Raw genomic sequence first — 23,645 nt, forward strand, 5'->3', positions numbered from 1 at the left:
CTGATTTATGCACATGGACACGGCGAGAGGTATATATGAATGTCATTGACTTTAACGACTCTCGCAAGAGAACCGAGCGCGCCCTGACGGCAACAACAAAGACTCCTTTGTTGGAAAAGGTTCTCACTATCACATTACGCACCGATGCCCCGACGTTTCTGGGCATATGCAGTGACGGTCTTCGCAGTAACACTTCCATTGTGGGCGGTGAGTTCTTCGGCCAGCAATTTCAAGGCGTGGTACTGCCGGGCGGTTCCGATTTCTTTATCGAGAACTCTGGCGAAGTTGCCCGCCTGAATGCACGTTTTACCTTGCGTACGGACCTGGGTGAGTTGATCAACGTCATCAATGAAGGCGTGCTTGTCCTGGATGAAACCGGTCAGCAGGAAATTCAGGACGGTGTATGGCCAGTCACTGCCGGGCATTATGAATGTACCTGCACTCCGCGATTCCAGGTCGCCATGGGGCCCAATGACTGGCTGGAGCACAGCGCCTTTATCGGCAAGGTGGAATATATATATGCCAATGAAACCTTGTTGAATATTTATCGAATCAAGTACTGAAGTGCAGCATTGCCGCTCCAGGGTTGGAGCGTTGGTTTTGTGACTGTCCCGAGATGCTTATATGAATGCGCCTGGCGTAAGCATCGCCCCGTAAAGCTTCTCCCCCCCTCGCATCCCGCTGTCGCACCTTTTCTCGCAGCATCAATTGATTAGCAAGCCTGATACGGAGTGGTTACAATCGCCGCCCTAGATGGCATGTAGCCATCTTTTGCGTGCCGCGGACAGGCGATAGCCTGTGGCATGCCCTTACTTTCTCAAGGTCAGATGGCGCTTTTCGGCTACATCTCAAGGATGTTCGTTAAATGAATAAGTTGCAGTGCGCCGTGATCGGCTTCGTGGGGCTGATGTTGACGGGGTGTGTCTCCTTCACGCCTGCCGGCCCGATTGCCCCTCCCATCGAAGTGGCTGAACACACCTTGCCTGTGGGGGCCTCGGTCAAGGATGTACAGGTTTCGGATGAGAGCATCAAGGCCGACGTACGCCGTAATATCGGCGTTCAGTTGACCAGCCAGATCAATACCTACATCGAGCGAGGCGAGTTCTTCCAGAAAATGATCGTCTTCCCGGCCAAGGTAGGCGAGAAGGATGTCGAGCTGACATTCAACTTCACCTCTCTCAAGGGCAAGCGTACGCCTCATCCTGGCTATTTTCCTGGCGCCTTGCTGACGTTGACGGTGTGGATCTGGGTCAACGGCCCTATCTATGTCGATACATATGATCTTGCAGGTGAACTGAGCATCACTGATCGCACCGGCAAGCAACTGGCGTCTTCACGGCAGGTGGTCAAGCGCGATCAAAACACAGGGTTCTGGGATAACGACTATTACAACATGACCCTGGGTTCCCACCAGTTGACCGAGCTGGTCAACGTCCTGCTCAAAGATGCCACTCAACAACTTCCGAAAGAATAAGGATATTTCCGTGAACAAGTTTCTTGCGTTGCTGGCCATTGTTTTTTCCCTCAGCCTGCAAGGCTGCATGACGTATTCCCATCACGAGTTGACGCCTGCAGGGCAGTGGCCGCTTGCTGCGGCCAAGCAGGAAAAACCTGCCGTCTACCTCAAAGTGCTTGCCGAGTATGCTCATAACGACAATGCGATGAACACGAATACCAATATCGCAGGTCTGGAAAAGCTGTTGCTTCAGGAGTTCAAGGACAGCCAGCGTTTTTCCGGGGTTACAACCGAGCAGCAATCATCCGATGTGTACGTCACCGCGACGCTGCGCAATCATGAGGAAGGCAATCTGGCAGGCGCTTTTCTGACAGGTTTTACCCTTTTCCTGATCCCCAATACTTTTGATAACACCTTGTCGCTTGAGCTGACCTTCCGTGACAAGGACGGCAAGAAGCTGGGCCAGGTACGTAAACAAGAGAAATTGACGACCTGGGTTCAGTTGCTCCTGATCTTTGCGGTTCCTTTCAACGAGTCCACGGACATGCTGGTCAAGCAACTGGCACGTAGCGCTCTTGAAGAAGCCGCCGCCAAGGGCCTGATCTGACCGATCGATGCCGTGCCGAAGCATTTCGGCACGGCAACGTTCATCCCGCCTGCTTCTGCCTGTTCTCTTCTTTCTTCGCCTGCTCCGGTGATGCCGTCGCCTTCAGCAGTGTCTGGATGGCCTGGCTGTAAGCCTGTCTGCCCAGGCGCATGCTGTTGTTGTGAGTGCCGCCTGGCACCAGCAACAGGTTTTTCGGCTCCTGTGCCGCCTCGAACAACTCCTCGCTGAAGCGTGCCGGTACATAGCGGTCGTCGGTGCCGTGTACGATCAGCACCGGCATGTGAATGTCTGCGATCTTGTCCAGCGAGTCGAATTTCTGGGAAAGCAGCCAGCGTACCGGCAGTGATGTATTGGCGATGGCTGCGGCCACGTCGGCCAGATTGGTGAAGGTGGATTCGATGATCAGTCCGCGAGCCTGGGTCGGTGTGTCGTCTTCTTTGGCGTCACGCCCCAGTTCGGCGGCCAGGTCCACTGCCACGGCACCACCCAAGGAATGGCCGTAGATCAGCCGGCGCTGTGGGTCTGGCTGCAATTGCTTGAGGCGATCCCAGGCAATCCGTGCGTCTTCATAGACGGTGTCTTCAGACGGCAGTTGGCCCATGCTCTGGCCAAAGCCCCGGTAGTCGATGGCCAGAATCGAGAAGCCCAGTGCCCGCAATTGTTCGATGCGGAACAACTGGCCGGTGAGGTTCCAGCGTGAGCCGTGCAGGTACAGAATCGCCGGAGCGTCCTTGCGCGTTGCAGGCCACCACCAGGCGTGGATGTTCTGCGATGTGCCAAAGGATGGCGTATTGAGCTCCAGTTCCTGCACGTCTGCAGGTAGGCCGCTGTACCAGCTGGCATTGCCGGGCTCGATGCGAAAGACCAGTTCGCGCTCCTTGTGTTCCAGTACCGCACAGCCTACGGGCAAGCCGATGATGAGGGCCGCCATGCATGCCCAGGTAAATCGGCGGGCCTTGAGACGGGCAAGAGAAAATATCGGCATGAGAGCGACGTCCGATCAACAAAAGTGAAATAAATGCCGGTTCTGCCGCCACCTTGCAAGGTGGTGCGGGGAAAATCGGTTACAGAATATTGCCTCGCCAGAGAGCCGACAGTCTTTGTAGTGGCGTCCGGCAAGACTTTATGTCTTGATTCTGTCATACGGCGGTGCGGAATCTGTCGGGTCGCATAGAGTCCTATCGCTTGTCATTCACATTCTCCGAGAGGTTACCGCTCAATGTTCCATCACCGTCCCATGGAAGAGAAAGACATCCCTATCGTGTGTGAGCTGCCTCAGAATGCCGACGAGTTGTTTTACATGTTTCCCCGGGCGGTCTATCCATTGACAGCGCCTCAGCTCAAGGAAGCCATGGAGAATCGTTTTGACTCCACTGTCATCGAGATGAATGGCGAGGTGGTCGGTTTTGCCAATTTTTCCCGTTCGGACTTTCGGGGCCGCTGCTCGCTGGGCAATGTGATCATTGCTCCCAAGGCCCGCGCCAAGGGGGTAGGGCGTTACATGATCAATTGCATGATGAATATCGCGTTCGACAAGCACGAAGCCACCGAGCTGACGGCTTCATGTTTCAACCACAATGTTCCGGGCCTGCTGTTTTATCCGCGCATGGGTTTTCGACCCTTTGCCATTGAAGAGCGCAGAGACAAGCATGGGGCCCGTGTGGCCCTGATCCATTTGCGTTTGCCCAGAACGCCGGATTAATACTCTGTGCGGGTTCTTCAAGGGGGGCGTAGAACCCGCACATATAAAAGGCTGATGTCAAAAAAGCAGGTGGCAAGATCACAGTCCATGGGAGGTGTGCCTTGACTGATCGGCACTCCACCTGCTGTTGTTTTTCGTCGGTTCATGAACCGTCTGTCAGTCTTTTCAGTGGATAAATAAGTTGTTTTTCTGGCAGGCGTGAGCATAAAGGCGCTGAAGTGCGGTAGTGAAACGTTTTTTCTGCTAATTATCCTGAATAATTCCAGTGGGGTGCTATATTAGTGGGCAGGTGAGACATTTGCCTGGCAGGAAGGAGAGGCGTATAAACAGGTTCATATGCAGTAGATGTGCGTAATTAGTGGGCGGGCAATGGAATGTCTCGCTTGGGCGGGAAACTAAAAAAGCATTGGAAAACTGCTGAAACCTGCAGTGCTTGATAATAAGGAGATGGCAAATGATCGCTTGTGGACTGTCTACGCTGGAATTGCGAAATATCATTGAAGTTGCTTTTTTACCGTTGAGTTGTACCTGTACGGTGGTGCCGGGCCTTTCGCCCGCAAGGACCACCCTGTCGGTGCAGATCATTGATCCATCTACCGGGCGTGTAGAGCTTTCGGTAACCGGAATTTCTCTCGAAAGGCTCAAGACCAGTCGTGATATTTCCGATCTGGTCGCTGAGCTGCGCGATGAGCATGCTCACCACGCACAGCTTCAACCTCACTATCACATAGCCTGAGTCGCCTCAGGCGCCCTCGAGACGCGCTATTCACAACGCCCCGGTCATCAATGGCCGGGGCGTTTTAGTGTGCGCGATTATTGAGTCTTTTCGTATTTCACGTGCACTTGCTGGGAGCGGGTCAATTTGCTGGCGTTGGTCTTTTGCGGATTTTCAGCCATGCGATCTAAAAATAAAACAGCATGAATGACCGGGAAAAGGGTCATGATGGGCCGCTTATCCGGGTGTCAAAAAAATATTTTCATAATTATCATGCGCTTATGAGATGGGTGTCATTTTTTAAAGGTGGGTCGCAGTTTATTTGACACTTTGCCGGTTCTTTGCAAATATCCATTCAACCCTTTCTCTTCTATCCGGTTTCGGCTGGATATGTCCCAGGTTTCTTGAGTGCTCGATCCCTGTCCATTTAACGGGCTGGCGGTAGCTTTATGTTCAGTTTTATTGAATATGAAATTATTTATGCTGAGCCAAGGGTTTTTGAATCTCGCTTCTGTATCAACGTCGTGATGCGCGACTCATAAATACAATAACAAGCGTTCTTTGCTCGGGGGCTTTTTCTTGAGCGTTGTGCCCTGCGTATAACTTCCAGAACTTCTGGACTGCACCAACGTATTTATATGACGATGGAGCCTCATCATGTTTGAAGAACAGTTGGAAACAGCATGTGGATGTGTTGTAGGAGGCGCCGGGCTCGCGGGCATGGGCTTTTTATTCAACGCGTTGAAAAGTGGTACGTTGGCCGATATTGCGCGCAATGGCCTGATCGTGGTCGATGCCAGCGACAATCCCGGAACGGGAATGTTGGGGCAGTACCGCATCACGGCCAACTCGGTTGGGGATGTCTTCATTGATTGCCTGCGAGACCCTGCATTGAGTGAGGTGTTCAAGCCTCTGGAGTCTTCACCGGCCTACTGGCGTATCAGAGGCCAGGCCCAGAGTGCTCCGCAGTTGTCAGATGTCGGCCAGTTGATGGCTGAGGCATCCAGCCTGCTGCTGAACCATATCGTTCGTCATTACGGGGCGAAGATCTGGCGTTGTACGACCATTACCGAGGTGATTTGTGAAGAAGACGGGTTCTGCCTCAAGGTGGAAACCGAAGGTTGCATGCGCCTGATCCATTGCAGAACCCTGGTGCTCAACCTGGGTGGTCGTCAGGACCCCCGGCATCTGGTTCGCGGTCTGGCCGAGGATGGGCTGGTGTTGTCGACGTCCATGAATATCCAGAGCTCTGACCAGCTCCTGCGCATGAACGCCATTCAACTGCGTGAAGTCTTCGCGCCGGCTTTGGCCAGTGGCAGGCGAATAACAGTGGTCGGAGGTTCCCACAGTGCTTTTTCGGTCCTGGAGAACCTGGCCGATGCTCTGGAGTTCGCCGGTTTGCAGGAAGTGACCCTGATCCACCGCACGCGCATTCGCCTGTTCTATGAAAGTGCCGAACAGGCCGTGGCGGCCGGTTATGAGTTTGATCCGCAATCCGATATCTGTCCGATATCGGGCCGTATCAACCGCTCCGGTGGCTTGCGCTACAGAGCGCTGGATATCGGCTGCGAAGCGCTCAGGAAAGGCCGGATCGGCAAGACGGGCGTTCGCGTGCAATTGCTGCAGACCAGCGGCGGGCCTGACGGGCACTATGAAAAAGCTGAGCAGGCATTGGCCGAGTCTGGAGTGGTGATCCAGTGCACGGGTTATCAGCCACGCTTGCCATCCTTGACTGACCCGGACGGTCGCGCCTTGCGCCTGTCTGAAACCAAGGGCGGGTTGGATTCCGATGCATCGGGCTGTCCGCTGGATCAGTTCGGCCGTCGCCTGAAGGGGCTGCATCTGTTCGGCATAGGCGCTGGCCTGAAGGCTGACCCGCAACTGGGCAGCGAACCTTCTTTCGATGGGCGTATCTATGGCGTCTGGCAGTTTCACCACGATGCCAGCCGGGCGGTGATCGATGCCGTACTGGCGAGGTTGCAGGACAAGACCTTGTCCCTCGAACCTTCCCGTGTGTTGCAACTGGAAGAGTGCGCTCCCGTGTGGGCGTCCCAGACGTCGCTTGTCCTGAACTTTCAGGGCTGAGTCGTGCCTGCACTCTAGATGCTAGGCTCATGATTCAGTCGCTTTTCAGGAGATGTCATCCATGCCAGTCAAACATGATCTATTCGCGGATTTGCAACTGACCCGGGAAGAGGTCGTACAGCGCAGCAAGGGCGATGCGAAGTTGCAGCAACTGCTCGCGGACTACGACGATACAGACACTCGGGTGATCGATGCCGAAAAGGGACTGGCGGGCGGGATTGCTGACGATGAACTCAAGAAACTCAAGGAAAGACGTCTGCTGGTGAAGGACAGAATCGTACAGTCCCTTCTCAAGTAAGAGCGCTCAAACCATGACCGTTGCAAACGGCCCGGCCTCGGCCGGGCTGTTTGCCTGAGCCTCAACCCAGGCCGGGCGAGGTTCCTGACGAGGTGCCCGGCAAGGGGGCGCCAAGGCCGTCATGCCGGTCCGACAAGGACGACCCGCCGGGAGTGGGACCAGTGTCTGTCGACGAAAACCGCTCATGACCATTTTGCTGTGCGGGTGTATTGATCAGCTTGTCGCGGGCCTGACCGATCAACTGCTTTTCACGCTCACTGGCGGGCAAGGCCGCGCCGATGATCGCCCCCACCGCAAGACCTATGGCGGCGACGGTCATGGGCTGCTCGCGCAGCAGGGTGCTGGCGCTGGATTGCATCCTGAGGCGTTTTTCCTGAAGTGTGTCGACTGTGCCGTGGCTTGAGGAGGACGAGAGTTTCTCCCCGATACTGTCAGTCACCTGGCCACCCTTGTCTTTCATGCGGGCTGCGGTTTCCTGAATCCGGGCCTTGGCGCTGCTCAGGCTGTCGCCCACGCTTCCCGCGATGTCGCTGACTTTCCTGCCAGCATTATCGATCACCGAAGGGCCGGGTGAGGGCGTGCGGCTGCCCAGCATCAGCCAGAGTATGCTAACCGATGCCAGCACAGCAGGTACCGGGTTGGCCTTGACGTTATTGCCCAGATTACCCGCAAACTCGCCGCCGTTTTCCCGAACGTAGGCCAGAGCCTGATCGACCCATTGGCCGGGGGATATCTTCTTTTCGAGGGCATCGACGATATTGCCGATATTGGAACGTTGCTCATCGATTTCCTGCTCCAGGGTTTCCGGACTCTTTTTCGATTGCGCTTCAAAGTTTTCCGGGGTGTCGAAGCTGCTGTCTATGCTCATGAGACTTTCCTCTGGATGGCGTCCTTGTCTTTCTGCAAGGTGCTGGCGGTACGTTCAGGTGCAAGGTTGGAGGGTTCGAGCTTCTTGTTGCCGGCCATGATCATCAGATAACCCACAATCATTACGACCACGGCAACAATCAAGGCGGCCAGCCATGAGGCCATGAAGTGGGTCAGCACATAGACCACTGCCTGCAGCAAGACGATAAAACCGCCCAGAATCATGATTGCACCGATGCCGATGGACATGAGTGCTTGCCTGGAGGTCTGGACCGATTCCCTGATTTCAGCCTTGGCCAGCGCTATTTCCTTGTTGATCAGCGCGGGAACCTCATGCGCCAGTTGCCGGATCAGGCCCAGTACCGAGGTATCGTTTTCGGACCCTTCTGGAAGATCGGGTGGCGTCTTCATCACACACCTCCTTTTGGCAGGTCATTCCCGGTTGGGCCCGTACGGGAGAGGTTATCGACAGGATCATCGTTGAACTCGGTGGCGGCAGGGCTATCGGGAATGCCCATTCCGGGCCTGGCGCTGTGCAGGACATCGTCGGAGTGCGGGTGAGTGGCGACCATCTCTTCTGCGGCAAGTGTCGACGGGCTGATGGGGTCGTAAGCTGCGGTGGATGTGTCGCTGGCCGAAGGGGTGCTGTCTGTTGCGGGTAACGATGCCTTGAGTAACCGTGAAAGCCCCAGGCCCAGGGCAACACTGCCTCCGATGAACAGCATCGGATTATCACGGGCCAGCTTTCCTGCATCCTGTAACAATTCATCGGTATTTTTGCCCCGCAGCTTTTCTGCCAGGCCATTGAGACCCTGGGCGATATCCGAGACGTACCGTGACAGGCCCAGGGTGTCGTTGTCCGAGATCTGTCTTGCGGCTGACTGGGCATCGTTTGCGAGGTTGTCGATCTGATCCGCTGCGGTATCGCGATACTGATCGAATGTTGCGTTGTCTTGCTCCTTCGTGTGGTCCAGAGGATTCAGCGTGTCGTCATGCAACCCCGGCAAAGGCTCATGGCCTGTCTGTCTGCTGCTGAGGGAGGGGTCATTGATGGTTGCCATTGTCATTCACCGTTCGTGTCGTCAGGTAAAAGAGAATGCGCGGCTCACTACGTACAACGGGCTGGCATTGATCTGCTTGCTTGAGGTGGACTTACGGGGTTGAAGCGATGTTCCGGGTGAATGACAAGTGGTCAGGGCCGTGAGTGGCGGGGCTTGAAAGCGGGGGAGAAAAAACGGCGCCCCTTGAGGCGCCGTATGGCCGATCTGCCGATTGGACGGCAGATCAGCTGAATAGAGGAGGGTGTAGCGGGAATTATTGTGGGTCTTGGTTTGGAGCCAGTTCTGCCTGGATGCGCTTGTAGATCTCTTCACGATGCACGGAGACATTTTTCGGTGCATTGATACCTAGCCGGACTTGCAGTCCTTGAACGCCAAGAATCGTCACGGTGATTTCGTCACCGATGTTTATGCTTTCGCCTACTTTGCGAGTGAGTATCAACATAATCTTTTCCTTGATGGCCTCTTGAAACGCCTCTCTCAAGAGGCTGGCGTTTGCCTTTGCGTGGTGATTGTTGCCGAGTACATCCAAATGCATCCATCGTATGACGTTGCAGCGTTGAAATTAATTCCCTCGGGTCATTTTCTTGTCATCGAGATTTGCATCAACGATACGACGAGTGCGCCAATTCTGCCCGTTTTGGCACGAAAATGCCCGTAATTACTGGCGGAAAGTAAAAAGTAACGTGAGCCGCAGCGTACCTCGCCATTACCGCCTACTTTCAGGAGGGCGTTGAGAGGGCCAACTCCCTGACATATGTAAGCGTAGGCATTACTTTGAAACATTGCCCGAGCTTTCTGATATTTCAAAGTGAAAGCGTGTAGTTGAGCGTAGGAAATAGGATTTCAGGCTGAATCCGAGAGCGTTTTATAGCGCCGTGCAGGTACGCGCAGTGCGCCAGAGCCTTGTTTTCGCGGGGCTCGCGCAAGTAGGGGGTTCGTATAAAGGACGGGTCCTGGACGGCATGTAAGACAACGATGCCGGGGAAGGGAAACAGTCTTCGCGGGCATCTAGTGCCCGCGAAGACTTCATTGCATCGGACGTCGTTAAACGACCATCGACAGCAACAGGACAAAGATCAGGCCGACCACCGAGAGGATGGTTTCCATGACGGTCCAGGTCTTGAAAGTTTCGGCCACAGTCATGTTGAAGTACTGCTTGACCAGCCAGAAACCGGCATCGTTTACATGGGACAGGATCAACGAGCCCGCACCGGTAGCCAATACCAGCAGTTCACGGTTGACGCCCGGAATCAGGCCCACTACTGGCGCAACGATACCGGCGCCGGTAATGGTTGCCACGGTGGCGGAGCCGGTCGCGATACGAATGACCGCAGCCACCAGCCAGGCCAGAAGGAGCGGGTTGACCTGCGCCTGCACCGCCATATTACCGATGACATCACCCACGCCACTGGCCACCAGCATCTGTTTGAAACCACCACCCGCGCCGACAATCAGAACGATGGCCGCGACAGGTGCCAGACTCTGGTCCAGCAGCTTCATGATTTTGGTGCGGTCAAAGCCACGCGCCGAACCGAAGGTGTAGAACGCCAGCAACAGGGCTGCGAGCAGGGCGCTGATCGGGTGACCGATCAGGTCCATCCAGATGCGGAACATGTTTTCCGGCGGGAATACCACGTCGGCAAAGGTCTTGAGCAGCATCAGGAATACCGGCAGCAGGATCGTCACCAGCGTGATGCCGAAGCCAGGCAGGTTTTGCGTGCTCGACTCCTTGGCGATCTGATCCATCAGTTCCTGGGAAGGCGTGCCGGGAATGTACTTGGAAATCCATTTGCCATAGATCGGACCAGCAATGACGGCAGTCGGCAGGGCAATGATCAGGCCATAGAAAATAGTCTTGCCGATGTCGGCACCGAAAATCCCGATGGCCAGCAGCGGGCCCGGATGCGGCGGTACCAGACCGTGAACGGCCGACAGGCCTGCCAGCAGCGGGATACCGATCTTGACGATCGATACGCCAGTGCGACGTGCCACGATGAACACCAGCGGGATCAGCAGTACAAAGCCGATCTCGAAGAACAGCGGGATACCGACCAGGAACGCGGACAGCATCATCGCCCAATGCACTTTCTGCTTGCCGAAGGTGCGAATCAGCGTTTGCGCGATCTGATCTGCGCCGCCCGAGTCAGCCATCAGCTTGCCGAGCATGGTGCCCAGGCCAAGAATGATACCGACGAAGCCCAGTACGCCACCGAAACCGTCCTGGAACGATTTCATGACCTTTTCCACCGGCATCCCGGAGGTCAGGCCCAGGAAGCCCGCTGCAATGGTCAGTGCAACGAAGGGGTGGACTTTGAATTTGGTAATCAGCAGCACAAGGCCGACGACGGTTACCAGCGCATCGATCAGCAGGTACGTCTCATGGGTCATACCGAACATGGGAGGTCTCTCCGGTTGTCTTTGTTTTATGGGAGCAATTCAAAAGCGTGATCGTTCCTGACGGATTGAGAATGATCTCGCCCTGCAACTCGGCGCTGTCTCGTTTTCAAGACAGCGCTGTCTTTCGCACTCACGCCTTTAGCCGCCTCGCGAGTCTTCCCACCATGCCGCTGCTTGCTTGCCAATGGCGTCCACCGACTGAGTCGCATCGACGACCAGAGTCCTGGGTTCACCATGGGGTGGCTCGAGTGCCGCAAACTGGCTGTCCACCAGACTGGCCGGCATGAAGTGCCCCGGTCGGTGGGCACAGCGATCGGTTGCGACTTCCTTGCTCAATTCCAGAAAGACAAAGCCCAGACCCGGTACGGCTTCGCGCAGGCGTTCGCGGTAGCGAAGCTTGAGGGAAGAGCAGGTCAGGACCGGACGCTCGCCGTTTTCCAGGGCAGCGGCCATTTCCTCGCCCAGGCGGGTCAGCCAGCCGGCGCGGTCTTCATCGTTGAGGGGAATGCCGGCGCTCATCTTTTCGATGTTGGCGGCAGGGTGAAAGACATCGCCTTCGATCAGGCGACCACCACTGTTGAGGGCAATTTCTGCGCCGACCACACTCTTGCCGCAGCCGGAAACACCCATCACCACAAGGGCGGAAATAGCAGTTTTCGCAGTTGTCACATTAGATACCTCATCTGGAGACAGCGCTGTCTTTGTCCGGTAGACAGAAGATTCAGTCTGGTCTGTTCCAGTTCTTGTCGTTGTTTTAGGTGTAGCCATGCCATTGCAGGCTGTTCTGCGCAGTGATCAGCCGCGAGAAAGCATTGTCACGGTCCATGAGACAGCGCTACCTTAGGGGGCAATGAACACTTTTTGCAACCCCTATGTTAGTTGGCAATAAATGACACGCATTGGTTCCCGCTCGACAGGTCGTCCGACCCTCAATGAAGTAGCGCAACTTGCTGGCGTATCGCCTATCACGGCATCACGTGCATTGCGTGGTGTTGCCACTGTCGCGCCGGAGCTGGTGGACAAGGTTCGCACGGCGGCGCAGAACCTTGGTTATGTCGCCAATCCCGCAGCCCGAGCCCTGGCTTCATCCTGCAGCCAGACGGTCGTGGTGCTGGTGCCGTCGCTCTCCAACCAGTTGTTCATCGAAACCCTGGAAGCCATTCAGGGCGTGCTGCGTACCCGCGGACTGGAAGTGATGATCGGCAACTATCACTACTCCCCCGACGAGGAAGAGAAACTGCTGCGCAACCACTTGGTCAACCGGCCCCGAGGCATTCTGCTGACCGGTTTCGACCACACGCCTGCGGCGCGCCAGATGCTGGAGTCCAGCGGCATTCCCTGTGTGCACATGATGGAACTGGATACCGAGCGCGAGGCGTACTGTGTCGGCTTTTCCCAGGAAGACGCCGGAGCCCAGGCGGCGCGTCATCTGCTGGGGCGTGGTCGCAAGCGTCTTGTGTATATGGCGGCTCAGCTCGACCCACGGGTATTGCGCCGTGGTGCGGGTTTTCGGCAGGTGTTGGAAGAGGCCGGACTGTTCGACCCCGAGCTGCAAGTCTCGACTCCGCAACCGTCTTCTATCGGCCTGGGCAGCGAGTTGTTCGCTCAGTTGCTGGATCGGCATCCCGATGTGGACGGGATCTTTTTCTGCAACGACGACCTGGCACAGGGCGCATCCCTGGAAGCCTTGCGTCGTGGCATTGCGATTCCGCAGCAGGTATCCCTGGTGGGGTTCAACGATCTGCCAGGCTCGGCCCACATGGTCCCGCGCCTGACCTCGATCCGCACCCCCCGCCAGGAAGTCGGCCAGCGTGCCGCACAGTTGTTGCTGGGCCTGCTTGAAGGGCTGGCCCAGCCACCTCATGTGGATCTGGGTTTTGAACTGGTGGTGCGCGAAAGCTCCTGATCCCGGCACTACCCGTAGCGAACTTATTCGCGAAGACAGAGTTTCAAACACACCTGAGCCTTCGCGAATGAGCGGAACGCCGCCCGATTCCCACAGCTACAGAATGTGTTCAGTTCATGTTCTTGAACCCCAACCGGAACTCATGCAACAGCGGCTCGGTGTAACCACTGGGCTGTTCGATGCCCTTGAATACCAGCGCACAGGCAGCCTGGAAGGCGACGGATTTCTTGAAGTCCGTCGCCATGGGGCGGTAGTGCGAATCTCCGGCATTCTGCTTGTCTACCACTCTGGCCATCTGCTCCAGAATGCCGAGCACGAACTCCCGCTTGATGACCCCATGCTGCAGCCAGTTGGCCATGTGCTGGCTTGAGATGCGCAGCGTTGCCCGGTCCTCCATCAGGCCGACGTTGTGGATGTCCGGCACCTTGGAGCAACCGACGCCCTGTTCGACCCAGCGCACCACATAACCGAGCAGGCCCTGAGCATTGTTTTCGACTTCTGCGCGGATCTGTTCCAGAGACCAGTCAGGCTTGTCGACAACCGGGATGTTCAACAGGTCATCCAGCAGTTGTTCGCTGATATCGGCCAGTTTTATCTGTTGCAGCTCTTCCTGAATCTTGCGTACCTCGACCTTGTGATAGTGCAGGGCATGCAATGTCGCAGCGGTCGGTGAGGGCACCCAGGCGGTAGTGGCGCCCGCCTGTGGATGGATGATTTTCTGCTCCAGCATATCGGCCATGCGATCAGGCATTGCCCACATGCCCTTGCCGATCTGTGCCCGTCCGCGCAGGCCGCAGTTCAGACCGGCCAGCACATTGTTACGCTCGTAGGCCTTGATCCAGGGCGTGTTTTTCATGTCGCCCTTGCGCAGCACCGGGCCAGCCTGCATGGCGCTGTGGATCTCGTCGCCGGTGCGGTCCAGAAAGCCGGTGTTGATAAACGCAACCCGCGCCGAGGCGGCTTCGATGCAGGCCTTGAGGTTGACGCTGGTGCGGCGCTCTTCGTCCATGATGCCCATTTTCAGGGTGTGTCGCGGCAGCTTGAGCAGGTCCTCGATACGGCTGAACAGATGATCGGCAAAGGCCACTTCCTGCGGGCCGTGCATCTTGGGTTTGACGATGTAGATACTGCCTGCCCGTGAATTGCCACGCCGTTTCAGGTCATACAGGCCGATCAGGCTGGTGATCACGCCATCAAGGATGCCTTCGGGAATCTCATGTTCCTGACGGTCCAGAATGGCTGGATTGGTCATCAGATGGCCGACGTTGCGGATCAGCAGCAGCGAGCGGCCCGGCAGTTTCAGCTCACCACCGTTGGCAGCCTGGTAGGCGCGATCTGGATTGAGGCGGCGGGTGATGGTCTTGCCGCCTTTTACCAGGTCTTCGCTCAGGTCGCCCTTCATCAGGCCCAGCCAGTTGCGATAGACCGCCACCTTGTCGTCGGCATCCACGGCCGTCACCGAGTCTTCGCAGTCGATGATGGTTGAAAGCGCCGATTCGATCAGCAGGTCCTTGATCCCGGCGATATCGCTGCTGCCGATGGCGTGTTTGTGGTCGATCTGGATCTCCACATGCAAGCCATTGTTCTTCAGCAGCACGGCGCTTGGATGCTCAGGGTCGCCCTGATAGCCGAGGTATTTTTCCGGCTGCAGCAGACCGGTCTCGCTGTCGTCGGCCAGCCTGATCACTAGCTTGCCATCGTTGACTGCGTAATGCCGGGCATCGATATGGGTGCCGCGTGCGAGTGGGGCGATTTCGTCCAGCAGTTCGCGGGCAAAGACGATGACTTTGGCGCCGCGCAGCGGGTTGTAACCGGCGCTGATTTCAGCACCTTCGCTGGTGGGAATCACATCGGTGCCGTACAGCGCGTCATACAGCGAACCCCAGCGGGCATTGGCCGCATTCAGGGCATAGCGGGCGTTGCTGGCGGGCACCACCAGTTGCGGGCCGGACTGATCGCTGATCTCCAGGTCTACATTGGACGTGGTCGCGCAGACCTGCTCCGGTACCGGATGCAGATAGCCGATGGATTGCAGAAAGCTGCGGTAGGCAGGCATATCGCTGATCGTGCCGGGATGTGCCTTGTGCCATTTATCCAGCTCGCCTTGCAGACGATCACGCTCGGCCAGCAGGTCGCGGTTCAGCGGAGCCAGGTCATGAACCAGCTCATCGAATCCCTCCCAGAACGCCTCACGATCGAGTCCGGTGCCCGGCAGGACTTCTTCATCGACGAAACGTTGCAGAGTGACCGCCACTTTCAAGCGTTGGCATTTAATGAAATCAGTCATGGTCAGGCCTCATCCCTGGTGGATTTGTAGGAGCGAATTCATTCGCGAAAAAATTCGCCAAATCAATCGGCGTTCAGCGCCGCAATCCCGGCCTTGGCCACCTGGGCATCCTGATCGGCTTTCACGCCGGAGACGCCAACGGCACCGATGACCTGCCCATCGATAATCACCGGCACGCCACCTTCCAGCGAGGTCAGCAACGGCGCGCTGAGAAAGGCCGTACGACCGCCATTGACCATCTCTTCATAACCCTTGGACTCACGACGACCCAGTGCGGAAGTACGAGCCTTTTCCATGCTGATGTAGCTGCTGATCGCGGCGGCGCCGTCCAGGCGTTCAAAGGCCAGCAAATGACCACCGTCATCGACCACGGCAATGGATACGGCCCAGTCATTGGCCAGCGCCTCGTTGCGGGCGGCAGTCAGCATCTGGCTGACTTCGGTCTGGGTCAGAACGGCTTTGATTTTCATGGGATTCTCCAGAGTGGTTTTCAGTGAGATTCGGCAGGGTTGAGGGCCTGGTCGATCAGTTCGATCCAGTGCCTTACCGGTGTCCGGTTGGCGCCCGACAGGTGAGTCTGGCAGCCGATATTGGCAGTGGCTATAACGTTTGGCTTGCCGCTTTCCAGAGCGTTCATTCTGTTATCGCGCAATTGGCGTGATAACTCTGGCTGGGTGATGGAATAGGTGCCCGCCGAGCCACAGCATAAATGCCCGTCAGGCACGGCTGTGAGGTTGAAGCCCAGACATGTCAGTACCCGTTCGACTTCCCCGCCAAGTTTCTGTGCATGCTGCAAGGTACAAGGGCAATGGAACGCCAGGCGCAGGTCGCTTTTGATGCCTAGCGCCTGCAGCGGCTCATCGCGCAACACTTCCACCAGGTCCTTGCTCAAGGCGCTGACCCGCTCAGCCTTGTTGGCATATTCAGGATCATGGCGCAGCAGATGACCATAATCCTTTACAAAGGCGCCACAACCGCTGGCGGTCTGGATAATGGATTCGGCACCGCTTTCAATGGCGGGCCACCAGGCATCGATATTGCGTCGCGCCCGATCCAGTCCGGCGTCCTGAGCGTTCAAATGATAGTCCACGGCGCCGCAGCAACCGGCTTCGCTGACAGGCTGCACGCTGATGCCCAGGCGATCCAGCACCCGGGCAGTCGCCGCATTGGTATTGGGAGACAGGCCGGGCTGCACGCAGCCTTCCAGCAGTAGAACCTGACGCTCGTGGCGGTTTGCCGGGCGCGTGCCTGCCGGGTGTATCGAGACCGGCAGCTTGGTCTTGAGGCTGTCAGGCAGCACCGGGCGAAAGGTATTGCCCAGTTGCGTCAGGTATTTGAACAGTCCGGCATGGGGCACCACATGGCGAAGGCTGTCGCGCAACAGGCGCTGGCCCAGCGGGCGAGGTACAGCGGCGTCCACCACGGCTCGTCCGATGTCCAGCAGGTTGTGATAATCCACGCCGGAAGGGCAGGTGGTTTCGCAATTGCGGCAGCTCAGGCAGCGGTCCAGGTGCAACTGGGTTTTCTCGGTGACTTCATTGCCTTCCAGCACCTGCTTGATCAGATAGATCCGCCCGCGAGGGCCGTCCAGTTCATCGCCGAGTAGTTGATAGGTCGGGCAGGTGGCATTGCAGAAACCGCAATGCACGCAACTGCGCAGGATGCGCTCGGCTTCTTCGGCCCGAGGCAATTGTCTGGCGTGTTCGCTGAGGGTGGTCTGCATGGTCAGAACTCCGCGTACATTCGGCCAGGGTTGAAGATGCCATGAGGATCGAGCCTGGCCTTGAGTTGTTGGTGATAGCGCAGCAGCGGTGTTGCCAGCGGCTGGAACGGATTGTCTTCGTGACCCGCCTGATAGCAGGTTGCATGGCCGCCGATGGTCTTGACCACGCGACGGATCGTGTCGCCTTCGGCATCGGATTTCAGCCAGCGTTGTGCGCCGCCCCAGTCAATCAGTTGCTCGCCGGGCAAATCCAGCACGCCAGTATTGTTGGGGACCGACAAGCGCCATAGCGGACGGCTGTCGAGAAAGAAGTCCAGGCGCTGTTCGTTCAGGTTCTGCCAGTAACCGGCGTCCAGTGCCTGACCGCCGAGTTGGTCCCGCGCAGCGTTTACCGAGCCTTCACCCCCTTCAAGGCGCAGATAGAGGGCGCTGCCATCATGACTGGCGGCGCTGATCGGCATCGGCTGCTGTCCCCAGTGGGCCAGGCGTTGCAGAGCCTGGGCACTGTTCATTTCCAGGGCAATGCTGCTGCACTGGCGCGGCTTGGGCAGGACCTTGAGTGACACTTCGGTCAGCAGCCCAAGACAACCCAGGCTGCCTGCCATCAGGCGCGAGACGTCGTAGCCTGCGACGTTTTTCATCACTTCGCCGCCAAAGCGCAAGTGCTTGCCCAGCCCGGTAATCACCCGTGTGCCGAGCACGAAATCCCGTACCGAGCCGGACCAGGGCCTGCGCGGCCCGGACAGTCCGGCGGCGACGACGCCTCCGACGGTAGCGTCGCCAAACGCCGGTGGTTCGCAGGGCAACATCTGCCCGGCGTCATCGAGCACTTGCATCAGTTCGCTCAACGGCGTGCCGGCGCGAGCGGTAATCACCAGCTCCGTGGGGTCGTAGCTGACAATGCCCCGGTGTTCGCGGGTGTCGAGCACTTTGCCTGTCACGTTGCGGCCCAGGAAGTGCTTGCTGTTGCCGCCCTGAATCCTTAATGGCGTAGCGTCTTGCAGGGCCAGATTGACCTGATCGAGCAGGCTCTGGCTGGCATCGCGGTCATGGGTGGTCGCCATCAGAAACGCTCCAGTTCGGGGAAGGGCAACTGGCCTCCGTGGATATGCATGGCGCCGAATTCCGCGCAGCGGTGCAGGGTCGGAATGTTCTTGCCCGGGTTGAGCATGCCGCTGGCGTCGAAAGCCGCTTTGATGGCGTGGAAAAAGGTCAGCTCATCGCTGTTGAACTGGGCGCACATCTGATTAATCTTTTCCCGGCCGACACCATGCTCACCGGTGATGCTGCCGCCCACCGCGACGCACAGCTCAAGGATCTTGCCGCCCAGATTTTCGGCACGTTCCAGTTCCCCCGGCCGGTTGGCATCGAACAGAATCAACGGGTGCATGTTGCCGTCTCCGGCATGGAACACATTGGCGACCCGCAGGCCATATTCTTCGGACAGTCGGGTGATTCCCTGCAAGACGCCGGGCAGCTCACGGCGCGGAATAGTGCCGTCCATGCAGTAGTAATCCGGCGACAGACGCCCGACCGCCGGGAAGGCATTCTTGCGTCCGGCCCAGAAACGAACGCGCTCGGCTTCGTCCCTGGCCTGACGCAGTTCGGTGGCGCCCGCTCGGGTCAGCACTTCCCGGACCCGTTCACAGTCATCGTGTACGTCGGCTTCGACGCCGTCGAGTTCGCACAGCAGAATGGCTTCGGCATCGACCGGATAACCGGCGTGAATGAAGTCCTCGGCGGCGCGAATCGCCAGGTTATCCATCATTTCCAGTCCGCCGGGGATGATCCCGGCTGCGATGATGTCGCCCACGGCGCGCCCGGCTTTTTCCACCGAATCAAAGGCTGCCAGCAGCACTTTGGCCACCTGCGGTTTTGGAAGCAGCTTGACCGTCACTTCGGTGATGACCCCCAGCATGCCTTCGGAGCCTGTAAACAGCGCCAGCAGATCGAAGCCCGGCGAGTCCAGCGCTTCGCCGCCCAGGGTCATGGGTTCACCTTCGACGCTGAGCATTTCGACCTTGAGCAGGTTGTGGACGGTCAGGCCGTACTTGAGGCAATGCACACCGCCTGCGTTTTCCGCGACATTGCCGCCGATGGAGCAGGCGATCTGCGAGGAAGGGTCCGGTGCGTAATACAGGCCATGGGGTGCCGCGGCCTGGGAGATTGCCAGGTTGCGCACGCCCGGTTGGACTCGGGCCAGACGGGCGGCGGGGTCAATTTCCAGGATCTGATTGAAGCGCGCCATTACCAGCAACACGCCTTTCTCCAAGGGCAAGGCGCCTCCGGAAAGACCGGTGCCTGCGCCACGAGCCACCACCGGCACGCGCCGTTCGTGGCACAACCTGAGCAAGGTCTGTACTTCTTCCAGGTGCCGGGGCAATGCCACCAGCATGGGCGTGGTGCGATAGGCGGACAGGCCATCGCATTCGTAGGGCCGAAGCTCTTCGGGGCGATGCAGGATATCCAGGTCGGGCAACTGCCGTTGCAGATCATCAAGCAGTTGCTGCTTGTCGACCTCGGGCAGGGCGCCGTCGATGCGTTCGTCGTAAAGAATATTCATGGTGCAACCCACTGTTGTTTTTGTAGGGCTTGCGTACAGCGACTGGCTTGCATCATTGGGGCTGCGGGCCTTACTGTCCATGCTTTACAGGAGTGGTCGAACCAGTTTTTCAAGAGGTTGCGGTGCTTTATCTTGAAAAAGACCTTTTTAATCAATGTCTTGTTATTGGTTTGGTTCGCCATCGGTTTTCCCCTGAATCTGGTCATACCAGTTGGAGTGAGGATGAACGGTTCTAAGAAGCCGCGGCCGACACAAGTGGCGGATGTGGTCTGTGAACGTATCGAGAGGCTGATCGTCGATGGCGTCCTGAAAGTGGGGCAGCTCTTGCCCTCCGAGCGTCGCCTGACCGAAAAGCTTGGCGTTTCCCGTACAGCCTTGCGCGAAGGGCTGAAGCTGCTGCGGGCGCGGGGGATTATCGAAACCGAGCAGGGCAAAGGGTCGTTTGTCGCGCACATGAACAGCCAGCAGCAGGTATCGCCGCTGATGCATCTGTTCGGTTCGCAACCGCGCACCCTGTATGACCTGTTTGAAGTACGCAGCCTGCTGGAAGGCGAATCGGCGCGGCTTGCGGCCTTGCGCGGCACCGATGCGGATTTTGTTCTGATCACACGAAGCTATGACGCTCTGGTGGCGGCCCAGAGCCGGGAGCTTGAAGCCAGTGAACACGCTCGCCTGGATCACGCCTTCCATCTGGCGATCTGTGAGGCTTCGCATAATCCGGTGTTGGTGCAAACCTTGCGCTCGCTCACCGACCTGCTGCTCAACACGGTCTATGCCTCGGTCAACAACCTCTATCATCGTGAGCCGCAAAAGCGTCAGATCGACCGCCAACATGCTCGCCTGTACAACGCCGTGACCGGCCGTCTCCCTGAGCAGGCCCGCAAGGCGGCCCTCGCACACATCCAGAGCATCTGTGAAAACCTGCGGGAAATCGAAAACGAGGAGCAGCGTCTGGTGCGCTCGACCTTGCGTCTGCAAGGGTGGGTTTGAGGGGCGGCTTGACAGGCGAAGAGTGATCACGCAATTTACGCATAACGTAATCTGTTTACAAAAAAATAATAATGCGTGCGCCTGAGGGATTGTCGCGAATGAATTCGCTCCCACACGATACTGCCCGGCAGGACCTGTTTACCTACTACCGTTCGACGGCCAGTTACCGCGTGCGCATCGCTCTTGCTCTCAAGGGGCTGGATTACACTGCAATTGCGGTCAATCTGGCCGGTGAGGTGGGCGAACATCTCAAGCCCGCCTACAAGGCCGTCAATCTTCAGGGGCGGGTGCCTGCCTTGAGGCTTGAGAGCGGTGAGGTCATCACCCAGTCGCCTGCCATTATCGAATACCTCGAAGAGCGTTATCCGCAGCCGCCTCTGCTCGCATCGGACCTGCTGCTACGCGCCCGGCAGCGGACGGTGGCCGCCGTGATCGGGTGTGATATTCACCCGCTGCACAATGTCTCGGTGCTCAACCGCCTGCGCGGTATGGGGCATGACGAGGCTGATATCACAGGCTGGATTGGCCACTGGATAGGCGAAGGCCTGAATACCGTCGAACAGTTGATTGACGGGGCGGCGTTCTGTTTTGGAGATGTGCCCAGCGTGGCAGATGTGTATCTTCTACCGCAGGTCTATGCGGCGCGGCGCTTCAAGGTCGACCTGAGCGCTTATCCGCGTATCGTCCAGGTCGAACGACAGGCGCTGCAATCTCCCGCCTTCCTGAAGGCCCACCCGGATGCACAACCGGACAAGCCGGACTAGGCTGAAACTTATGAAAACATTGGGTTTGCAACTGATTTTTGGTGACTTCCTGGCCCGCAGTGTTCGGGGCGTGTCCTGCGCGCCGCCCGCAGAAAAGTGATTTGGGCTGTCCCGCGTTCTCACTTTTCCTGCAAGGAGCCAGACCATGGCTGATCTATACGAAAACCCGATGGGCCTGATGGGCTTTGAATTTATCGAATTCGCCTCGCCGACCCCCAATGTCCTTGAACCTGTCTTCGAGATGATGGGCTTTACCAAGGTTGCGACCCATCGCTCCAAGGATGTGGTGCTGTATCGCCAGGGCGCGATCAACCTGGTTCTCAATAACGAACCCCATAGCCTGGCCTCCTATTTCGCGGCCGAACACGGGCCGTCGGTGTGTGGCATGGCGTTTCGGGTCAAGGATGCACAAAAGGCCTATAGCCGCGCCCTTGAGTTGGGTGCCCAACCTGTCGAAATCGCCACCGGGCCGATGGAGTTGCGCTTGCCGGCGATCAAGGGCATCGGCGGCGCGCCGCTGTACCTGATCGACCGTTTTGGTGAAGGCACCTCGATCTATGACATCGACTTCAACTTCATCGAAGGCGTGGACCGGCATCCAGAGGGCGCAGGCCTGAAGTTCATCGATCACCTGACCCACAACGTCTATCGCGGACGCATGGCTTACTGGGCGAATTTCTATGAAAAGCTGTTCAACTTCCGTGAGATTCGCTACTTCGATATCAAGGGTGAATACACCGGCCTGACGTCAAAGGCCATGACCGCACCCGATGGCATGATCCGTATTCCCCTGAACGAAGAGTCCTCCAAAGGCGCAGGCCAGATCGAAGAGTTCCTGATGCAGTTCAATGGCGAAGGCATCCAGCATGTGGCGTTCTTCACCGATGACCTGATCAAGACCTGGGATGCCTTGAAGGCTACCGGCATGCGCTTCATGACCGCGCCGCCGGAGACCTACTACGAAATGCTTGAAGGCCGCCTGCCTGACCATGGTGAGCCGGAAGCCGAATTGAAGTCCCGCGGCATCCTGCTCGATGGCTCCTCCGAGGGTGGCCAGCGCCGCCTGCTGTTGCAGATATTTTCCGAAACCCTGCTGGGGCCGGTGTTCTTCGAGTTCATCCAGCGCAAGGGAGACGATGGATTCGGCGAGGGCAATTTCAAGGCGCTGTTCGAGTCGATCGAACGCGATCAGATTCGGCGTGGAGTGTTGATGGCGGAGGAGTAGGAGGGGGGAGGGCTGTAAGCTGCAAGCTACAAGCTACAAGCTACAAGCTGCAAGAAAGAGCAGATGGGCTTCTAATCTTGCAGCTTGCAGCTTATGGCTTGCAACTTATGACTTTCAGCTTTCAGCCGCCCATCCGCCCACTGATCGCCTGTGCCGTTGCAAGTAATTGTCTGGCCGCAAGGTCCTGTGCCTTGCCGGTCAGGAGCGCGCCGGATCCCACCACTGTCACCACGCCCGCCAGTTTGTTGCCCATGGCAAAAACCGGAGAAGACACCGCGTTGACGCCGGGCATCAGCAACCCTTGAATCTGATGCACGCCGTTGGCGCGAATCTGTTGGACATGCTGCTCGACGTCTTTTAGCTGCGCTGCGTTCAGGTGAGGGATTTCCTGTTCCCTTAGGGCGGCTGTTTCCCTGTCCGCCAGAAAGCTGGCGAATACCAGGCCGGTAGAAGAACTCAGCAGTGGCAATACCGAACCGATCTGCGTCACCAGCGTGACTGCGCCTGTGGATTGCTCGACATAGACCACAGTCGGCCCTTTGTTGCCCCAGACTGCCAGGAAGCAGGTTTGATTCAGTTCGTCGCGCAAGGTCGCCAGATGAGGTGCGGCGACTTTTAGCACATCCAGCTTGCCCAGCGAGGCCAGGCCGACGTGTAGCGCTTCGCGGCCCAGCCCGTAGTGGTTGGTGGCCCCGTCCTGTTCGGCAAAACCACTGGCAATAAGCGCCTGTAGGTATCGATGGACCTTGCTGGCCGGCATGCCCAGATGCTCGGCCAGTTTCGACAGCGAAGTCGAAGGCGTCAGTTCGGCCAGAGCCTTGAGCACTCCCAGGCCGACTTCGGCCGCCTGAACCTTTTGCTGGCGTCCGTTTGCAGGGCTTTCGATTTCGTCGGTCATGAGGGTGTGCCAGTCTGGAAAGGCAGCTTTTATAGCTTGACCACACCTCAAACTCAAATTACGTTATTCGTAATCGGTTTACGATTTTTGATTCGCCGCTA

At 57.6% G+C, this 23,645-nt stretch carries 24 protein-coding genes; 11 read left to right on the plus strand and 13 right to left on the minus strand.

Going from position 1 to position 23,645, the window contains the following annotated elements; translation table 11 throughout:
* The first annotated feature begins 35 nt into the window (after positions 1 to 35).
* The 3 genes from CKW23_RS00960 to CKW23_RS00970 all read left to right on the plus strand — a co-directional run bounded on the left by CKW23_RS00960 (position 36) and on the right by CKW23_RS00970 (position 2,063).
* Positions 36 to 563: a DUF3237 domain-containing protein gene (locus tag CKW23_RS00960; RefSeq protein ID WP_025260797.1), complete on the plus strand. Its 528-nt coding sequence runs from the start codon at positions 36 to 38 to the stop codon at positions 561 to 563.
* Positions 564 to 865: 302 nt separating this feature from the next.
* Entirely contained in the window at positions 866 to 1,474 is a 609-nt protein-coding gene (locus CKW23_RS00965) for a hypothetical protein (protein ID WP_025260796.1), read from the plus strand.
* Between the two features lie 10 nt (positions 1,475 to 1,484).
* Entirely contained in the window at positions 1,485 to 2,063 is a 579-nt protein-coding gene (locus tag CKW23_RS00970) for a hypothetical protein (protein ID WP_025260795.1), read from the plus strand.
* A 40-nt stretch (positions 2,064 to 2,103) separates the two neighbouring features.
* Here the strand turns inward: CKW23_RS00970 and CKW23_RS00975 are convergent, their stop codons facing one another.
* Positions 2,104 to 3,048, minus strand: a complete 945-nt coding sequence (locus tag CKW23_RS00975) for an alpha/beta hydrolase (RefSeq protein ID WP_025260794.1) — start codon at positions 3,046 to 3,048, stop codon at positions 2,104 to 2,106.
* A 234-nt stretch (positions 3,049 to 3,282) separates the two neighbouring features.
* Between CKW23_RS00975 and CKW23_RS00980 the strand changes: the two genes are divergently transcribed.
* The 4 genes from CKW23_RS00980 (at position 3,283) to CKW23_RS00995 (ending at position 6,863) form a co-directional block, all read left to right on the plus strand.
* Positions 3,283 to 3,765, plus strand: a complete 483-nt coding sequence (locus tag CKW23_RS00980) for a GNAT family N-acetyltransferase (RefSeq protein ID WP_025260793.1) — start codon at positions 3,283 to 3,285, stop codon at positions 3,763 to 3,765.
* 454 nt (positions 3,766 to 4,219) lie between these two features.
* Complete coding sequence (locus CKW23_RS00985; protein ID WP_025260792.1) at positions 4,220 to 4,501, plus strand: DUF1652 domain-containing protein; 282 nt, start codon at positions 4,220 to 4,222, stop codon at positions 4,499 to 4,501.
* A 636-nt stretch (positions 4,502 to 5,137) separates the two neighbouring features.
* Positions 5,138 to 6,565 (plus strand): hypothetical protein, encoded by a 1,428-nt coding sequence (locus CKW23_RS00990; protein ID WP_025260791.1) that lies wholly within the window; start codon positions 5,138 to 5,140, stop codon positions 6,563 to 6,565.
* A 61-nt stretch (positions 6,566 to 6,626) separates the two neighbouring features.
* Positions 6,627 to 6,863, plus strand: a complete 237-nt coding sequence (locus tag CKW23_RS00995; protein WP_025260790.1) for a DUF465 domain-containing protein — start codon at positions 6,627 to 6,629, stop codon at positions 6,861 to 6,863.
* Positions 6,864 to 6,924: 61 nt separating this feature from the next.
* On the opposite strand, the gene CKW23_RS01000 is transcribed toward CKW23_RS00995, so the two are convergent.
* From CKW23_RS01000 to CKW23_RS01025, 6 genes are all read right to left on the minus strand, one after another.
* Positions 6,925 to 7,731: a DUF3618 domain-containing protein gene (locus CKW23_RS01000; protein WP_025260789.1), complete on the minus strand. Its 807-nt coding sequence runs from the start codon at positions 7,729 to 7,731 to the stop codon at positions 6,925 to 6,927.
* Positions 7,728 to 8,141, minus strand: a complete 414-nt coding sequence (locus CKW23_RS01005) for a phage holin family protein (RefSeq protein WP_025260788.1) — start codon at positions 8,139 to 8,141, stop codon at positions 7,728 to 7,730. Before CKW23_RS01005 ends, CKW23_RS01000 begins: the two co-directional genes overlap by 4 nt.
* On the minus strand, positions 8,141 to 8,791 hold the full coding sequence (locus CKW23_RS01010) for a hypothetical protein (RefSeq protein ID WP_025260787.1): 651 nt from the start codon (positions 8,789 to 8,791) through the stop codon (positions 8,141 to 8,143). The genes CKW23_RS01005 and CKW23_RS01010 overlap by 1 nt, the downstream gene beginning before the upstream one ends.
* 253 nt (positions 8,792 to 9,044) lie before the next feature.
* On the minus strand, positions 9,045 to 9,233 hold the full coding sequence (gene csrA / locus CKW23_RS01015) for a carbon storage regulator CsrA (protein ID WP_002554157.1): 189 nt from the start codon (positions 9,231 to 9,233) through the stop codon (positions 9,045 to 9,047).
* Positions 9,234 to 9,835: 602 nt separating this feature from the next.
* Positions 9,836 to 11,188, minus strand: a complete 1,353-nt coding sequence (locus tag CKW23_RS01020; protein WP_025260786.1) for a GntP family permease — start codon at positions 11,186 to 11,188, stop codon at positions 9,836 to 9,838.
* A gap of 138 nt (positions 11,189 to 11,326) precedes the next feature.
* Entirely contained in the window at positions 11,327 to 11,818 is a 492-nt protein-coding gene (locus tag CKW23_RS01025) for a gluconokinase (RefSeq protein WP_025260785.1), read from the minus strand.
* Positions 11,819 to 12,077: 259 nt separating this feature from the next.
* Here CKW23_RS01025 and CKW23_RS01030 point away from each other — a divergent pair, with 259 nt between their 5' ends.
* Positions 12,078 to 13,094 (plus strand): LacI family DNA-binding transcriptional regulator, encoded by a 1,017-nt coding sequence (locus CKW23_RS01030; protein WP_095066887.1) that lies wholly within the window; start codon positions 12,078 to 12,080, stop codon positions 13,092 to 13,094.
* Between the two features lie 109 nt (positions 13,095 to 13,203).
* Here the strand turns inward: CKW23_RS01030 and CKW23_RS01035 are convergent, their stop codons facing one another.
* The 5 genes from CKW23_RS01035 to glcD form a co-directional block, all read right to left on the minus strand.
* Entirely contained in the window at positions 13,204 to 15,381 is a 2,178-nt protein-coding gene (locus CKW23_RS01035; RefSeq protein ID WP_095066888.1) for a malate synthase G, read from the minus strand.
* A gap of 62 nt (positions 15,382 to 15,443) precedes the next feature.
* Positions 15,444 to 15,851, minus strand: coding sequence for a heme-binding protein (locus CKW23_RS01040; RefSeq protein ID WP_025260782.1), 408 nt, complete (start codon positions 15,849 to 15,851; stop codon positions 15,444 to 15,446).
* Between the two features lie 20 nt (positions 15,852 to 15,871).
* Positions 15,872 to 17,104 (minus strand): glycolate oxidase subunit GlcF, encoded by a 1,233-nt coding sequence (glcF, locus tag CKW23_RS01045; RefSeq protein WP_025260781.1) that lies wholly within the window; start codon positions 17,102 to 17,104, stop codon positions 15,872 to 15,874.
* A 2-nt stretch (positions 17,105 to 17,106) separates the two neighbouring features.
* Positions 17,107 to 18,168: a glycolate oxidase subunit GlcE gene (gene glcE, locus CKW23_RS01050; RefSeq protein ID WP_025260780.1), complete on the minus strand. Its 1,062-nt coding sequence runs from the start codon at positions 18,166 to 18,168 to the stop codon at positions 17,107 to 17,109.
* Positions 18,168 to 19,667 (minus strand): glycolate oxidase subunit GlcD, encoded by a 1,500-nt coding sequence (gene glcD, locus CKW23_RS01055; protein ID WP_025260779.1) that lies wholly within the window; start codon positions 19,665 to 19,667, stop codon positions 18,168 to 18,170. The genes glcE and glcD overlap by 1 nt, the downstream gene beginning before the upstream one ends.
* A 222-nt stretch (positions 19,668 to 19,889) precedes the next feature.
* On the opposite strand from glcD, the gene glcC reads away from it, so the two are divergent.
* The 3 genes from glcC (at position 19,890) to hppD (ending at position 22,646) form a co-directional block, all read left to right on the plus strand.
* Complete coding sequence (glcC, locus tag CKW23_RS01065; RefSeq protein WP_025260777.1) at positions 19,890 to 20,657, plus strand: transcriptional regulator GlcC; 768 nt, start codon at positions 19,890 to 19,892, stop codon at positions 20,655 to 20,657.
* A gap of 98 nt (positions 20,658 to 20,755) precedes the next feature.
* Complete coding sequence (gene maiA / locus CKW23_RS01070; protein ID WP_025260776.1) at positions 20,756 to 21,421, plus strand: maleylacetoacetate isomerase; 666 nt, start codon at positions 20,756 to 20,758, stop codon at positions 21,419 to 21,421.
* A 145-nt stretch (positions 21,422 to 21,566) separates the two neighbouring features.
* A complete protein-coding gene (gene hppD, locus CKW23_RS01075; protein WP_025260775.1) occupies positions 21,567 to 22,646 on the plus strand; it encodes a 4-hydroxyphenylpyruvate dioxygenase in 1,080 nt (359 codons plus the stop codon).
* 121 nt (positions 22,647 to 22,767) lie between these two features.
* On the opposite strand, the gene CKW23_RS01080 is transcribed toward hppD, so the two are convergent.
* A complete protein-coding gene (locus CKW23_RS01080) occupies positions 22,768 to 23,544 on the minus strand; it encodes an IclR family transcriptional regulator (protein ID WP_038399924.1) in 777 nt (258 codons plus the stop codon).
* Positions 23,545 to 23,645 lie beyond the last annotated feature (101 nt).

The sequence above is a fragment of the Pseudomonas sp. Irchel 3A18 genome (assembly GCF_900187465.1).
In the GTDB taxonomy this organism is placed as follows: domain Bacteria; phylum Pseudomonadota; class Gammaproteobacteria; order Pseudomonadales; family Pseudomonadaceae; genus Aquipseudomonas; species Aquipseudomonas cichorii.

Bases quoted from the DNA above. Each gene is read 5' to 3' on its own strand.
- CKW23_RS00965 (WP_025260796.1), top strand. From the start codon at position 866: ATGAATAAGTTGCAGTGCGCCGTGATCGGCTTCGTGGGGCTGATGTTG.
- CKW23_RS01040 (WP_025260782.1), bottom strand. From the start codon at position 15,851: ATGAAAATCAAAGCCGTTCTGACCCAGACCGAAGTCAGCCAGATGCTG.
- CKW23_RS00980 (WP_025260793.1), top strand. From the start codon at position 3,283: ATGTTCCATCACCGTCCCATGGAAGAGAAAGACATCCCTATCGTGTGT.
- hppD (WP_025260775.1), top strand. From the start codon at position 21,567: ATGGCTGATCTATACGAAAACCCGATGGGCCTGATGGGCTTTGAATTT.
- CKW23_RS01020 (WP_025260786.1), bottom strand. From the start codon at position 11,188: ATGTTCGGTATGACCCATGAGACGTACCTGCTGATCGATGCGCTGGTA.
- CKW23_RS00995 (WP_025260790.1), top strand. From the start codon at position 6,627: ATGCCAGTCAAACATGATCTATTCGCGGATTTGCAACTGACCCGGGAA.
- CKW23_RS01025 (WP_025260785.1), bottom strand. From the start codon at position 11,818: ATGGGTGTTTCCGGCTGCGGCAAGAGTGTGGTCGGCGCAGAAATTGCC.
- CKW23_RS00985 (WP_025260792.1), top strand. From the start codon at position 4,220: ATGATCGCTTGTGGACTGTCTACGCTGGAATTGCGAAATATCATTGAA.
- CKW23_RS01030 (WP_095066887.1), top strand. From the start codon at position 12,078: ATGACACGCATTGGTTCCCGCTCGACAGGTCGTCCGACCCTCAATGAA.
- csrA (WP_002554157.1), bottom strand. From the start codon at position 9,233: ATGTTGATACTCACTCGCAAAGTAGGCGAAAGCATAAACATCGGTGAC.
- CKW23_RS01000 (WP_025260789.1), bottom strand. From the start codon at position 7,731: ATGAGCATAGACAGCAGCTTCGACACCCCGGAAAACTTTGAAGCGCAA.
- CKW23_RS00975 (WP_025260794.1), bottom strand. From the start codon at position 3,048: ATGCCGATATTTTCTCTTGCCCGTCTCAAGGCCCGCCGATTTACCTGG.
- CKW23_RS01005 (WP_025260788.1), bottom strand. From the start codon at position 8,141: ATGAAGACGCCACCCGATCTTCCAGAAGGGTCCGAAAACGATACCTCG.
- CKW23_RS00990 (WP_025260791.1), top strand. From the start codon at position 5,138: ATGTTTGAAGAACAGTTGGAAACAGCATGTGGATGTGTTGTAGGAGGC.
- glcC (WP_025260777.1), top strand. From the start codon at position 19,890: ATGAACGGTTCTAAGAAGCCGCGGCCGACACAAGTGGCGGATGTGGTC.
- CKW23_RS01080 (WP_038399924.1), bottom strand. From the start codon at position 23,544: ATGACCGACGAAATCGAAAGCCCTGCAAACGGACGCCAGCAAAAGGTT.
- maiA (WP_025260776.1), top strand. From the start codon at position 20,756: ATGAATTCGCTCCCACACGATACTGCCCGGCAGGACCTGTTTACCTAC.
- CKW23_RS01010 (WP_025260787.1), bottom strand. From the start codon at position 8,791: ATGGCAACCATCAATGACCCCTCCCTCAGCAGCAGACAGACAGGCCAT.
- glcF (WP_025260781.1), bottom strand. From the start codon at position 17,104: ATGCAGACCACCCTCAGCGAACACGCCAGACAATTGCCTCGGGCCGAA.
- CKW23_RS01035 (WP_095066888.1), bottom strand. From the start codon at position 15,381: ATGACTGATTTCATTAAATGCCAACGCTTGAAAGTGGCGGTCACTCTG.
- glcD (WP_025260779.1), bottom strand. From the start codon at position 19,667: ATGAATATTCTTTACGACGAACGCATCGACGGCGCCCTGCCCGAGGTC.
- CKW23_RS00960 (WP_025260797.1), top strand. From the start codon at position 36: ATGAATGTCATTGACTTTAACGACTCTCGCAAGAGAACCGAGCGCGCC.
- glcE (WP_025260780.1), bottom strand. From the start codon at position 18,168: ATGGCGACCACCCATGACCGCGATGCCAGCCAGAGCCTGCTCGATCAG.